Consider the following 12,434-nt stretch of genomic DNA (forward strand, 5'->3'; position numbering starts at 1 on the left):
GGGGCGTAAGGGGCGTACGGGGCAGGCGGATCGGAGTCCGGACCGCGCCGTAGGAGGAGCGGCGGCACGAGTGTCGGTGGCGGCCCGTATTCTCTGTGACCATGCTCGACGACAGCGCGGCGACAGCGGAGACCTGGCCCACCGCATACCCAGAGGGGTATGCGGTGGTCGATGTGGAGACCACCGGGCTCGCCCGCGACGACCGGATAGTCTCCGCCGCCGTCTACCGGCTGGACGCCCGGGGCGAGGTCGAGGACCAGTGGTACACGCTGGTCAACCCCGAGCGGGATCCCGGCCCGGTGTGGATCCACGGGCTGACCCGTGAGGTGCTGGCGGGCGCTCCGCTCTTCGCCGAGATCGCCGACGCATTCGCCGAGCGGCTCGCGGACCGGGTGCTCGTCGCGCACAACGCCCTCTTCGACTGGTCCATGATCGCCCGGGAGTACGCCAGGGCGGGCCGCACCGCACCGGTGAGCCGCAGGCTGTGCACGATCGCGCTGGCCAAGGAGCTGAGCCTGCCGCTGCCCAACCACAAACTGGAGTCGCTGGCGGCGCACTTCGGCGTCGTCCAGCAGCGCGCCCACCATGCGCTGGACGACGCCCGGGTGCTGGCGGAGGCCTTCCGGCCGAGTCTGCGGGCGGCCGCGCGCGACGGGGTGCGGCTGCCGCTCCTGGAGTGCCGCCCGCTCACCGAGTGGTCGGACTCCCCGGCCGGCGGCGCGCGGATCGGCCACCAGCCGTCGTACGGACACCGGCCGCCGGGCGGCTCCGCCTCCTACGGTTCGTACGGCACCTGGCGACCGTCCCGGAGACGGCCCGCCTGCCCCCATCCGAACCCCGGCCGGTATGTGCCGGGGCAGCCGCTGAAGCAGGGCATGCGGGTGGCCTTCTCCGGGGACACGTCCGTCGACCGCGAGCTGCTGGAGGACCGGGCCTTCGACGCGGGGCTGCACATCGCGTCGAGCGTCTCCCGGCTGACCAGCCTGCTGGTGACCAATGACCCGGATTCGGTGACCTCCAAGGCGGCCAAGGCGCGGGCCTTCGGCACTCCGGTGCTCGACGAGGCGGCGTTCACCCAGTTGCTGCGGGACGTGGCCCCGGGCGGCGCGGTGCCCGGCCCGGCCGGGCCCGGCACCGCGCCGCCCGGGGGCGCAGTCGGGTGACGGCCGGGCGTGCCGCACCCCGATCGGCGGCCCCCGCCCCGCACTCTGTGGCCCATGGCACGTTGCGAGGTCTGCGGTAACGAGTACGGGATGTCCTTCGAGGTGCACGCGCAGGGCGCGGTGCACGTCTTCGACTGCTTCGCCTGCGCGATCCACCGGATGGCGCCGATCTGCGAACACTGCCGGGTGCAGATCATCGGGCAGGGTGTCGAGGTGGACGGCCACTGGTACTGCGGTGCGCACTGCGCCCGGGCGGAGGGCCGGGTCGGGATCATCGACCGGGTCTGAGCCGGGGAGGCGGCGGACGGCCGCCGGGAGGTCCGGCCCGGGTACGGCTCCGGCCGGTGCTCAGGAGGCGGTCCGGACGCGGTCCGGATGCGGTCCGGACGCGGTCCGGCCGTGCTCGGGGCCGCCGGGCCGAGCGGCGGACGGCGAGTACGGCCCCGGGCGCCGCCGGGGCGGCCCGGAAGGGGCCCCACCGCCGGGGGCGCCGAGGGCGACAGGTACCGTCGATCCGTGTACCGCTTCCTGTTGACCCGGCAGTGGGTTTGCCTCACCCTCATCGGCCTCGTCCTCGTCCCCGCGATGATCGAGCTGGGCTTCTGGCAGTTCCATCGCCATGAGCGCCGGGTCGAGCAGAACGCGCTCATCGCGCGGAACCTCGACGCGAAGCCGGTCCCGGTCACCGAGCTGACGTCCCCCGGCCACCGGGTCCCCCGTTCGGACTACTGGCGCGGGGTCGTCGCCACGGGCACCTTCGACACCGCGGGCGAGGTCGTCGTCCGGCGCCGTACCGACTCCGACGAACGGGTCGGCTACCACGTACTGACCCCGCTCGTCCTCGGTGACGGCCGGGTCGTCATGGTCAACCGCGGCTGGGTGCCGTCGGCCACCGACCCCACGGCCTTCCCCGAGGTGCCCGCCCCGCCGCGGGGCGAGATCACCGTCACCGGCCGCCTCAAGGCCGACGAGACGACGAAGGCCAGCGGCATCAAGGACCTCGCCGGGCTGCCGCCGCGCCAGGTCATGCTGATCAACAGCGAACAGCAGGCGAAGCTGCTGGGCCGGGAGGTCCTCGGCGGCTATCTGGAGCTGACCGGCCCCGAGCCCGCCGGCAATCTGCCCAAGCCGGTGCACTCGCCGGACCACGACTCCATCGGCGCGCATATGGCCTATGCCATCCAGTGGTGGCTCTTCACCACGGCCGTACCGATCGGATGGGTGATCCTGGTCCGCCGCGAGCTGCGCGACCGGCGCGAGGCGGCGTCAAAGGAAGCGGCCGGGGCGGCCCGGGCGGCGGAGCCCGCCGGGAGCACGGACGCCGGGGCCACCGGGGCCGCTGGGGCCGCCGGGACAGAGGAGCCCAAGGAGCCCGCGACGGCCTGAGCCGCGCCCGCCGCGCGCATCACCCGTAGCTCCCCCTACTCCGTACCGCCTTCCCTCCTGCCCCTCACGTCCCCCGCGCCCGCCTGATTGCCTCTCGTACACAGCGGGAACACGCTTCACGTGACCCTACGCATCGAGGACTACGCCCTCATCGGCGATCTCCAGACGGCGGCCCTCGTCGGCACCGACGGCTCCGTGGACTGGCTCTGTCTGCCCCGCTTCGACTCCGGCGCCTGCTTCGCCGCCCTGCTCGGGGACAAGGAGAACGGTCACTGGCGGATCGCCCCCAAGGGCTCCGAGCGCTGCACCTCCCGCCGCTACCTCGGTGATTCCCTCGTCCTCGAAACCCGCTGGGAGACCCGTACCGGCACGGTGAAGGTCATCGACTTCATGCCGCAGCGGGACATCACCCCCGATGTCATGCGGATCGTGGAGGGCGTCAGCGGCACCGTCGAACTGGAATCCGTACTGCGGCTCCGCTTCGACCACGGTTCGATCGTGCCGTGGATGCGCCGCTCCGGCAGCCATCGGGTGGCCGTCGCAGGCCCCGACTCGGTGTGGCTGCGCAGCGAGCCCCCGGTCCGGACCTGGGGCCACCAGTTCAGCACGGTGTCGTCGTTCTCCGTCGAAGAGGGCGAACGGGTGGCGTTCGTCCTGAGCTGGCACCCCTCCCACGAACAGCGGCCCGATCTCATCGACCCCCACGAGGCGCTCCGGTGCAGCCTCGGGGACTGGGCCCAGTGGTCGGACTCCTGCCGGTCCGGGGGCCGCTACCGGGAGGCGGTGGTCCGTTCGCTGATCACCCTGAAGGCCCTCACCTACGCCCCCACCGGCGGGATCGTCGCCGCGCCCACCACCTCCCTGCCGGAGGAGATCGGCGGCGTACGGAACTGGGACTACCGCTACTGCTGGCTGCGGGACTCCACCCTCACCCTCGGGGCCCTGCTCGCCGCCGGCTACCAGGAGGAGGCGGCGGCCTGGCGCGACTGGCTGCTGAGGGCCGTCGCCGGGGACCCCGCCGACCTCCAGATCATGTACGGCCTCGCCGGGGAGCGGCGGCTGCCCGAGACCGAGCTGACCTGGCTGGGCGGATACGCCGGCTCCGCTCCCGTACGGACCGGGAACGCGGCCGTCGACCAGCTTCAGCTGGACGTCTACGGGGAGGTGATGGACTCCCTCTTCCTCGCCGCGCAGCAGGGCATCCCCGGCGAGCGGCACACCTGGTTCATCCAGCTCAGCCTGCTCGGGTTCCTGGAGTCCAAATGGCGCGAACCGGACGAGGGCCTGTGGGAGATCCGGGGGCCGCGCCAGCACTTCGTCCACTCCAAGGTGATGGCCTGGGTGGCAGCGGACCGTGCCGTCCGGACCCTGGAGGCCGATCCGTCCCTGCGCGGCGACATCGGCCGGTGGCGGGCGATGCGGGACGAGGTGCACCAGGAGGTCTGCGCGAAGGGGTACGACCCGGTGCGGAACACCTTCACCCAGTACTACGGCTCGCAGGCGCTGGACGCGGCAACCCTGCTGATCCCCCGGGTCGGCTTTCTGCCCCCGGACGACCCCCGGGTCGTCGGTACCGTCGACGCGGTCCGCGCGGAGCTGGGCGCGCACGGCGGTCTGGTCCGCCGCTACAGCACCGAGGGCGCGTCCGTGGACGGTCTCCCCGGCCGCGAGGGCGCCTTTCTGGCCTGCTCGTTCTGGCTGGCGGACGCACTGCGGATGACGGGCCGGGTCCGGGAGGCCCGGGAGCTGTTCGAGTATCTGCTGACGCTCCGGAACGACGTGGGGCTGCTGGCCGAGGAGTACGATCCGGTGGCGCGGCGCCAGTTGGGGAACTTCCCCCAGGCCTTCAGTCATATCGCCCTGGTGACCACCGCCCTCGCGCTCCAGGACGTCGAGGGGGAAAAATAGCGGCATGGATCTTGGACTGAAGGACCGTGTGTACATCGTCACCGGGGGCTCCCGGGGACTGGGCAATGCCTCCGCGCGGGCATTGGTCGCCGAGGGCGCGAAGGTCGTCGTCTCCGGGCGGGACGAGAAGACCGTCCTGGGCGCAGCCGCCGAACTGGGGCCGGACGCGGTGGGCGTCGCCGTCGACAACGCCGACCCGGAGGGCGCGGAGCGGCTGCTGGCCGCGGCCCGGGCCCACTTCGGGCGGATCGACGGGGTGCTGATCAGCGTCGGTGGTCCGCCGCCGGGATCGGCCACGGACAATACGGATGAGCAGTGGCGTACGGCGTTCGAGACCGTGTTCCTCGGCGCGGTCAGACTGGCGCGGGCGGCCGTGGCGGCCCTCAACGACGGGGGAGACGGGGGCGTTGTCGGATTCGTCCTCTCCGCCTCCGCCCATGAGCCGGTCCCCGGCCTGACCATCTCCAACGGCCTGCGGCCCGGTCTCGCGGGCTTCGCGAAGTCCCTGGCGGACGAGGTCGGCCCGCGGGGGATCCGGGTCGTCGGCCTGCTGCCCGCGCGGATCGACACCGACCGGGTCCGTGAACTCGACGCGCTGACGGGCGACGCGGACACGGCACGGGAGGGCAACGAAGCGCGCATTCCGCTGCGGAGGTACGGAACGCCGGAGGAGTTCGGCCGGGTGGCGGCGTTCGTGCTGTCGCCGGCGGCGTCGTACCTCACGGGCATCATGATCCCGGTGGACGGCGGCACCCGCCGCGGCTTCTAGCCTCCGGCGGTACGGGGTCGGGGGCGGCGCGCCCCGGCTACCCGCGGCGCCCGGGGCGGGCGGTGCGTGCCCGCGTCAGCCCCCGGCGCCCGGGTTCAGCGCCGCGCGGGCCGGGAGGCGCCGGGGCCGGAGCGGTCCGTGTCCGTGCCTCCGGGCCGCCCAGGAGCGGGCCGGGGCATGCCCGGGCGCGGGCGGCCCGTCACCAGGCCGTCCGCGAGTGGGGGCAGTAGCCCGTCCCGGAACCGGCCGGAAGAACCGGCGCCGATCGGGTGGCCGCCGCAGTCTCCGCACCGGCAGAGCGCAAGGCCAACGGCCGGGTACCGGAAGGGACCAGGGCGCGGACCCCGCTCCTCCCGCGCGCTCCGCGTGGCCCGGGGCGTCCCGGCTGCCCGCGGCAGAGCCCGGCGCGCCCGGGTTCACTGCCGCGCGCTGCGCGGGGCCGGGGCGCGTGATGGGGTGGGCGGTCCGGTTTCGGGCCGCCCACTCCGAGCGGGCCGGAGCGGTGGGTGCGCGGCCCCGGGCCCCGCCCGTCAGGAGACCCGGCGCGGGCCGTGTTTGGCCGCCTGGAGGCGGCATTCCGTGGGGAGCACCGACAGGCCCGTGGAGGTCCGGGCATGCGCCACGGCCTGCGAGGTCAGGGTGTGCAGGGTACGGACGGGGGACGCGTGCGGCTCCAGCAGCAGCCGGGCGCGCGCCTCCGGAGCGCCCTTGCGGCGCCGGAGCGTGATCCGGGCCCGCCGTACCCCTTCCAGCGACTCCGCCTCGGCCTCCATCGCGCCCTCCAGCGCCCGGCCGCGCAGCCGCGCGCCCTCGCCGTCACCGCCGTCGACCAGCAGCTCACCGAGCCGGGCGCGCCGCAGTTGGGCCAGCAGCAGCCAGAGTGCCAGGACGACCAGGACCGCGAGGGCCGCGATGACGACGGGCCACCACCAGCCCTCGGCCCGCCACCGCTCCCGGTCCGCCGTGCTCAGCAGCACATCGCCGGGGCCGTACCAGGGCCACCACGACGGTACGGAGAGCCCCGCGCCCGCCGCGAGCACCGCGCCGCCGACCGCCACCAGCACCAGCCCGCCGACGCCGAGCGCCACCCGGTTCACGGTCCGCAGCATGGCCGCCTCACTTCTTCCCGCGGGGCGGCCGCACCACCCGTACCGACGGCACCGGCGGTTTCGCCAGGCCGAGTTCGCCGACGGCGTCCGCCAGCACGTTCTCCACATCGGCCCGGACGTCGTCGAGGGCGCGGAAATGGGAGCGGGCCCGTACCGACGCCTTGCGGCGGCCCACCCGTACCCGTACGGACTCCACTCCGGCCACCTCCAGCACCCGGTCCCGCAGCACCAGGGCAGCCGCGTCACGCGTCAGCCCGGCCCTGACCGGCCCAGGCGCCCCGGGGTCCGCGTCGCGCCGCATGGGCAGCAGCTTCCGCAGACCGGGCGCGAGGGCCATGACGAGCAGCCAGATTCCGGCGGCGACGGCGACCGCGGCGCCCACGGTCACCCAGATGTCGTCGAGTCGGGTGTCCGCGAGACCGTCGGCGAGCGTCCGCCGCCAGGCCATGCCGGGACGGCCGGCCCGGACCGCCGCGACGTCGTAGAGCAGCAGCCCCGCGGCGCCGAGGACCACGAGGGCCGTGAGCGCTGCCGGGAGGCGCCGTACGGACCAGAACCGGCGGGCCCTGGCGGCGGGGGCACCCGGCGGGGGCGGGGATCCGGAGTCGGACACCGGGACCGGACCGGGTCCTGAGGCGTGCACGCTCATCGGCTGACACGCTCCCCGCGCCCGTCCGTGCCGCGCGTGTGCGCCGACAGCAGCCGCTCCACCGATACCTCCACCTCGGGAACGTCCATTCCGGCCAGCGTGCTCACCCGTTCGACGACCCGGCGGCGCACGGCACCGCACCGGCGGCCGATGTCGGAGGGGTAGTCGAGGTCGAGACTGATGCGGACCCTCGCGCTGTCCTGGTGCACGACGACTCCGGCGTGCGGTGCGGATCCGCCCTCCGGTACCCGGCCGATCGCCTCGCGCGCTGCCTGTGCGGCGATCTTGGCGACGACCCGCTCGGCGATGACGGTGGCGCCCCGGTCGGCCGCGGCGATCCGCTCCGTACCGGAAATCCGCTCCGTACCGGAAATCCGGGAACTGACGGGGCCGTCGGGCCCCGAGGGGCCGCCGGGGCCGCCCCGCTCACCGGCCACCCGCGTCACCGCGTCCGGTCGCCGCGCTCACGGCCCCGGAAGAAGTCGCCGGGTTCGAGATCACCGTCGAGGAAGCGGCCCGCCACAAAGCCGACCGCCCCGAGCGCGGCCACGAGCAGAAACGCCCCGAAGCCACCGAAGTACCCGGCGAAGCCGAGTGCCATGCCGGCCAGCAGGCCGACCGCGGACATGCTCATCATGAGCTCCTTCGTCTCCGACTTGCCGTTACCGAAGCCCGTTCACCGAGGGCCCGCCCGTACCGCCCCGGAAACGGGTAACGGGAAACGGAACGGGAGGCCGTGGCTACTGAAGCCGCGATTCCGGCTCCTCGTCCTCCTCGTCGGGGAGCTTCACATCGCTGACGGCGATATTGACCTCGACGACTTCGAGGCTCGTCATCCGCTCCACCGCCGAGATCACGTTCTCCCGCACCGCCCGGGCGACATCGGAGATCGACACGCCGTAATCGACCACGATCTCCAGGTCGAGCGCCGTCTGCACCTCGCCGACCTCGGCCTTCACCCCACGGCTGACACTGGCCTTGCCACCGCCCGGCACCCGGTCGCGGACCGCGCCGAAGGTACGGGAGAGGCCGCTGCCCATGGCATGGACGCCGACCACATCGCGCGCCGCGAGCCCCGCGATCTTCTCGACGACACCGTCCGCGATGGTGGTACGGCCCCGGGACCCGGGGTCGCCACCGCCGCGCTTGGTGACGGACGTCCTCCTCGGCTCGCCGCCCGAGCCGACTCCGGTGCTGGCGGTGTCACTCATGCCGGTGTCCTTTCCAGGCCTCTGCTCACGGCCCTGCTGACGGCCCTGCTGACAGTGCCGGGCGCCACGGGCGGCGGCCGGTGTGCCGCCTTGCGCGACCCGGCCGCATCCGCCTGATGAATGCACCCTTTCGCCCCACATTAAGGGGAAATGCAGTGTCTTGCGTCGGGGAGTACGGCAGGCTGGGGTCATGACCACTGCTGACGCGGTACGGGAGCGGCTCGCCCCCGGCAGGCTGCTGCCGCTGGGCCCCGCCGAGGACGGCGCCTGGCTGACGGAGCGGGCCGCCCGGGCGGTGCTGCGCCGGGCGGCGGACCCGATCGCGGGGGTACGGCTGATCGGGTCGCGCCGGGGTGTTCCGGGGGTACGGCTGGCCCTGGACGATCCCGAGTCGGCGGCCGTCTCCCCCGTACCGCCGCCGCCCGGGGCACTGCCGCACGGACCGCTGAGGATCACCGGGGAGGTCGCGGTGGAGCGGGCGGCACTGGCCCGCGCACCGCTGCCCGAACTGGCGTCGGAGCTGCGCGGCGCCCTGCTCACCGCGGCGGAGGAGACGCTGGGTCTGGTCGTGGCCGGGGCCGACCTCCGGATGGCACAACTGCTCGACACGGCGGCGGATCCGGCGGAGTCGAACGAAGCGGCGCCGCCGTCCACGGTGCCCGCCGACGGGCCGGTGGCCGAGGCGGTCGCGGGCGTGGAGGGGGTCGCCGGGCTGACGGGCACCCTGGGCCGTCCGGTGCACCGGACGGAGAACCGGGTGCGGGTGGAGTTCGCGGTGGCCGCCGGTCACCGCCCCCTGACGGTCGTCCGAGCGGTCCGCGCGGCAGTGGCCCCCCTGGTCGCGGGCATCCCGGTAGCCGTGCTGGTCACGGAGGTCCGTACGGCGGGCGGGCCGGACGGCTGAGGGCCCGGCACCCCCGGCGAGTGCCGGCGGCCGGGCCCGGACCGCACCGTCAGTCGCCGAGGCCCGCCAAGTCCCGCAGCCGGCGGGCCTGCGCCGCGCGTTCGGCGGTGCGCTGCTCTTCGTACGAGCGGGTGACCGCGCCCTGGAGCAGCGCCTTCGTCTCGACGACCGCATCCCGTGGACCGGCGAGCAGGGCGGTCGTCAGATCGGCGACCGCCGAGTCGAGTTCGGCTCCTGGCACGACCAGATTGGCCAAGCCGGTGCGTTCGGCCTCCTCCGCATGGACGAAGCGGCCGGTGACGCAGATCTCCAGGGCACGGGCATAGCCGACCAGGGAGACCAAGGGGTGGGTGCCGGTGAGATCGGGCACCAGCCCGAGACCGGTCTCGCGCATGGCGAACTGGGCGTCCTCCGCGACGATCCGCAGATCGCAGGCGAGGGCGAGCTGGAAACCCGCACCGACGGCATGCCCCTGCACCGCGGCGACCGAGATCAGATCGGGCCGCCGCCACCAGGTGAACGCCTCCTGGTACTCGGCGATCACGGCGTCCAGCGCGGCATCGTCACTGCGCGCCAGGTCCAGGAAGGACGGCTCGCCTTCGAAGCCCTCGGGCGTGAACGCCTGCCGGTCGAGCCCCGCGGAGAAGGACCGGCCCTCGGCGCGCAGCACCACGATCCGGACCGCACCCGGCAGGGACCGTCCGGCCTGCGCCAGCGCCCGCCACATGGCGGGCGACTGGGCGTTCCGCTTCTCCGGGCGCACCAGTGCGACCGTGGCCACCGGGCCCTCGATGGTGAGCCGGACACCGTCCTGCTCCAGCACGGTGTCGCGGGCAGGCCGGTGCACGGCTTCCGGCGTGGTCATGGGAGCCTCCGGTCGGGGTGGGGCACGGTGCAGCCCACGCTAGACCAAGCGACTGCACAGTAACCACCCCGGCCGAACGGCGAATCCGGCCGGACAAACACCGTGCCGACACCGTGCCGACCGGGATACCGGACCCCGGCCGACTCCGGCCCGCTCACCAGCAGCGGGCCCATGACCTGCGCTCGCGCGGTGCGAGGGGGAAAGAAGACGCATCGGCGCACCGGCGCCGCGGCGCGTCAGGCCGAAGCGGCCTTCTTGCCCCGGGTCGCCCCGCCGCGTCCGCGCAGCGTGACTCCGGACTCACTCAGCATCCGATGGACGAATCCGTAGGAGCGGCCGGTCTCTTCGGCCAGCGCCCGGATACTCGCACCGGAGTCGTACTTCTTCTTCAGGTCTGCCGCGAGCTTGTCGCGCGCGGCGCCGGTCACCCGGCTGCCCTTCTTCAGAGTCTCGGCCACCCGTGCCTCCTCATGGGAAGTGCGCTCTGGACTTCTCATGATCACCCCTTGCAGGCTTCCTGGCCACCCATTCGGCAAGGTCCATGAGACGAGCTTTGCCGTGCAAAGCCGCGTCCAGCCGCTCGGAACCATGGATTCCACACTCTCCGGAACCGGGCCCGGAAGCTCTGATTCCGGAGAGTTGGCAGGTCAGAACGGTCGACCGGGGAGGAGCGCTGTTCCGGGAACACGCGGGAGGAAAAAACCGCTCCCCCGCCAGCAACCACACCGGGGTACCAGAGCGTCTCACTCAGATGACGGATCACCTGTGGGCCGAATGATCCCTACGGAAGTGATCACCGACGGCGTTCCGGGCGGGCGCGGCCCGCCCCGGACGCCTCCGCCGGGGGCTCAGGCGAGCGCCACCAGATCCGCGTAGTCGGCACCCCACAGGTCCTCGACGCCGTCGGGCAGCAGGATGATCCGCTCCGGCTGGAGCGCCTCCACCGCGCCCTCGTCGTGCGTCACCAGGACGACCGCGCCCTTGTAGGTCCGCAGCGCCCCGAGGATCTCCTCGCGACTGGCCGGGTCGAGGTTGTTGGTGGGCTCGTCGAGGAGCAGCACATTGGCCGATGAGACCACCAGGGTGGCCAGCGCCAGCCGGGTCTTCTCACCGCCGGAAAGCACCCCCGCCGGCTTGTCGACGTCGTCGCCGGAGAACAGGAACGAGCCCAGGGTCTTGCGGACCTCGACCAGGTCGAGATCGGGCGCGGAGGAGCGCATGTTCTCCAGGACCGTACGGTCGGGGTCCAGGGTCTCGTGCTCCTGGGCGTAGTACCCCAGCTTCATACCGTGGCCGGGGGTGACCTCGCCGGTGTCGGCCTGCTCGACCCCGGCGAGCAGGCGCAGGAGCGTGGTCTTGCCCGCGCCGTTGAGGCCGAGGATGACGACCCGGGAGCCCTTGTCGATCGCGAGGTCGACGTCGGTGAAGATCTCCAGGGAGCCGTAGGACTTGGACAGGCCCTCGGCCCGCAGCGGGGTCTTGCCGCAGGGCGCCGGCTCGGGGAAGCGGAGCTTGGCCACCTTGTCGGCGACGCGGGCGTCCTCCAGCCCCGCCAGCAGCCGCTCGGCGCGCCGGGCCATGTTCTGCGCGGCGACCGTCTTGGTGGCCTTGGCGCGCATCTTGTCGGCCTGGGCGTTCAGCGCGGCGGCCTTCTTCTCGGCGTTCTGGCGCTCCCGCTTGCGGCGCTTCTCGTCGGCCTCGCGCTGCTGCTGGTAGAGCTTCCAGCCCATGTTGTAGACGTCGATGGTGGCGCGGTTGGCATCGAGGTAGAAGACCTTGTTGACGACCGTCTCGACCAGGTCGACGTCGTGGGAGATCACGATGAAGCCGCCGCGGTAGGTCTTCAGGTAGTCGCGCAGCCAGACGATGGAGTCGGCGTCGAGATGGTTGGTCGGCTCGTCGAGGAGGAGGGTGTCGGCGTCCGAGAAGAGGATCCGGGCCAGCTCGACCCGGCGGCGCTGACCGCCGGAGAGGGTGTGCAGCGGCTGGCCGAGCACCCGGTCGGGCAGGCCGAGCGCGGAGGCGATGGTCGCGGCCTCGGCCTCGGCGGCGTACCCGCCCTTGGTGAGGAACTCGGTCTCCAGGCGCTCGTACTTCTTCATCGCCTTCTCGCGGGTGGCGCCCTTGCCGTTCGCCATCCGGTCCTCGTTCTCGCGCATCCGCCGCAGCACGGTGTCCAGCTCGCGGGCGGAGAGGATGCGGTCGCGGGCGAGGATGTCGAGATCGCCGGTGCGCGGGTCCTGCGGGAGATAGCCGACCTCGCCGGAGCGGGCGATGGTGCCGCCGGCGGGGACGCCCTCGCCCGCGAGGCATTTGGTGAGGGTGGTCTTCCCGGCGCCGTTCCGGCCGACGAGGCCGATGCGGTCGCCCTTGGCGACGCGGAACGTGGCGGACTCGATGAGGATGCGGGCGCCGGCGCGCAACTCGATGCCGGAAGCGGTGATCACGGACAGACTCCAGAAACAGGCGG

14 protein-coding genes are annotated in these 12,434 nt (G+C 73.3%); 6 read left to right on the top strand and 8 right to left on the bottom strand.

Going from position 1 to position 12,434, the window contains the following annotated elements:
* Window positions 1-101 precede the first annotated feature (101 nt).
* The 5 genes from B7R87_RS05735 to B7R87_RS05755 all read left to right on the top strand — a co-directional run bounded on the left by B7R87_RS05735 (window position 102) and on the right by B7R87_RS05755 (window position 5,226).
* Window positions 102-1,163, top strand: a complete 1,062-nt coding sequence (locus tag B7R87_RS05735; RefSeq protein ID WP_130584518.1) for a DEDDh family exonuclease — start codon at window positions 102-104, stop codon at window positions 1,161-1,163.
* Between the two features lie 54 nt (window positions 1,164-1,217).
* Window positions 1,218-1,451, top strand: a complete 234-nt coding sequence (locus B7R87_RS05740; RefSeq protein ID WP_130584519.1) for a hypothetical protein — start codon at window positions 1,218-1,220, stop codon at window positions 1,449-1,451.
* Between the two features lie 228 nt (window positions 1,452-1,679).
* Window positions 1,680-2,549 carry an SURF1 family cytochrome oxidase biogenesis protein gene (locus tag B7R87_RS05745; protein ID WP_006350027.1) on the top strand — a complete coding sequence of 290 codons (870 nt, stop codon included), beginning with the start codon at window positions 1,680-1,682 and terminating at the stop codon, window positions 2,547-2,549.
* 120 nt (window positions 2,550-2,669) lie between these two features.
* The gene (locus B7R87_RS05750; protein ID WP_006350026.1) at window positions 2,670-4,457 is read left to right on the top strand and encodes a glycoside hydrolase family 15 protein; all 1,788 of its coding nucleotides are present in this window, start codon (window positions 2,670-2,672) and stop codon (window positions 4,455-4,457) included.
* Between the two features lie 4 nt (window positions 4,458-4,461).
* Window positions 4,462-5,226, top strand: a complete 765-nt coding sequence (locus B7R87_RS05755) for an SDR family oxidoreductase (RefSeq protein WP_006350025.1) — start codon at window positions 4,462-4,464, stop codon at window positions 5,224-5,226.
* Window positions 5,227-5,756: 530 nt separating this feature from the next.
* Here the strand turns inward: B7R87_RS05755 and amaP are convergent.
* The 5 genes from amaP to B7R87_RS05780 form a co-directional block, all read right to left on the bottom strand.
* The gene (amaP, locus tag B7R87_RS05760; RefSeq protein ID WP_006350024.1) at window positions 5,757-6,335 is read right to left on the bottom strand and encodes an alkaline shock response membrane anchor protein AmaP; all 579 of its coding nucleotides are present in this window, start codon (window positions 6,333-6,335) and stop codon (window positions 5,757-5,759) included.
* 7 nt (window positions 6,336-6,342) lie between these two features.
* Entirely contained in the window at window positions 6,343-6,984 is a 642-nt protein-coding gene (locus tag B7R87_RS05765; protein ID WP_006350023.1) for a DUF6286 domain-containing protein, read from the bottom strand.
* Entirely contained in the window at window positions 6,981-7,430 is a 450-nt protein-coding gene (locus tag B7R87_RS05770; protein ID WP_006350022.1) for an Asp23/Gls24 family envelope stress response protein, read from the bottom strand. The genes B7R87_RS05765 and B7R87_RS05770 overlap by 4 nt, the downstream gene beginning before the upstream one ends.
* The gene (locus B7R87_RS05775; protein ID WP_040916690.1) at window positions 7,427-7,618 is read right to left on the bottom strand and encodes a hypothetical protein; all 192 of its coding nucleotides are present in this window, start codon (window positions 7,616-7,618) and stop codon (window positions 7,427-7,429) included. The genes B7R87_RS05770 and B7R87_RS05775 overlap by 4 nt, the downstream gene beginning before the upstream one ends.
* A 106-nt stretch (window positions 7,619-7,724) precedes the next feature.
* Window positions 7,725-8,195, bottom strand: a complete 471-nt coding sequence (locus B7R87_RS05780; RefSeq protein ID WP_006350020.1) for an Asp23/Gls24 family envelope stress response protein — start codon at window positions 8,193-8,195, stop codon at window positions 7,725-7,727.
* A 190-nt stretch (window positions 8,196-8,385) separates the two neighbouring features.
* On the opposite strand from B7R87_RS05780, the gene B7R87_RS05785 reads away from it, so the two are divergent.
* On the top strand, window positions 8,386-9,099 hold the full coding sequence (locus B7R87_RS05785; RefSeq protein ID WP_130584520.1) for a hypothetical protein: 714 nt from the start codon (window positions 8,386-8,388) through the stop codon (window positions 9,097-9,099).
* Window positions 9,100-9,148: 49 nt separating this feature from the next.
* Here the strand turns inward: B7R87_RS05785 and B7R87_RS05790 are convergent, their stop codons facing one another.
* From B7R87_RS05790 to B7R87_RS05800, 3 genes are all read right to left on the bottom strand, one after another.
* Window positions 9,149-9,964, bottom strand: a complete 816-nt coding sequence (locus B7R87_RS05790) for an enoyl-CoA hydratase/isomerase family protein (RefSeq protein ID WP_130584521.1) — start codon at window positions 9,962-9,964, stop codon at window positions 9,149-9,151.
* Between the two features lie 236 nt (window positions 9,965-10,200).
* The gene (locus B7R87_RS05795) at window positions 10,201-10,422 is read right to left on the bottom strand and encodes a helix-turn-helix domain-containing protein (RefSeq protein WP_006123601.1); all 222 of its coding nucleotides are present in this window, start codon (window positions 10,420-10,422) and stop codon (window positions 10,201-10,203) included.
* A 390-nt stretch (window positions 10,423-10,812) separates the two neighbouring features.
* The gene (locus B7R87_RS05800) at window positions 10,813-12,411 is read right to left on the bottom strand and encodes an ABC-F family ATP-binding cassette domain-containing protein (RefSeq protein WP_006350017.1); all 1,599 of its coding nucleotides are present in this window, start codon (window positions 12,409-12,411) and stop codon (window positions 10,813-10,815) included.
* Window positions 12,412-12,434: the final 23 nt, after the last annotated feature.

The organism is Streptomyces tsukubensis (assembly GCF_003932715.1).
GTDB classification, from domain to species: domain Bacteria; phylum Actinomycetota; class Actinomycetes; order Streptomycetales; family Streptomycetaceae; genus Streptomyces; species Streptomyces tsukubensis.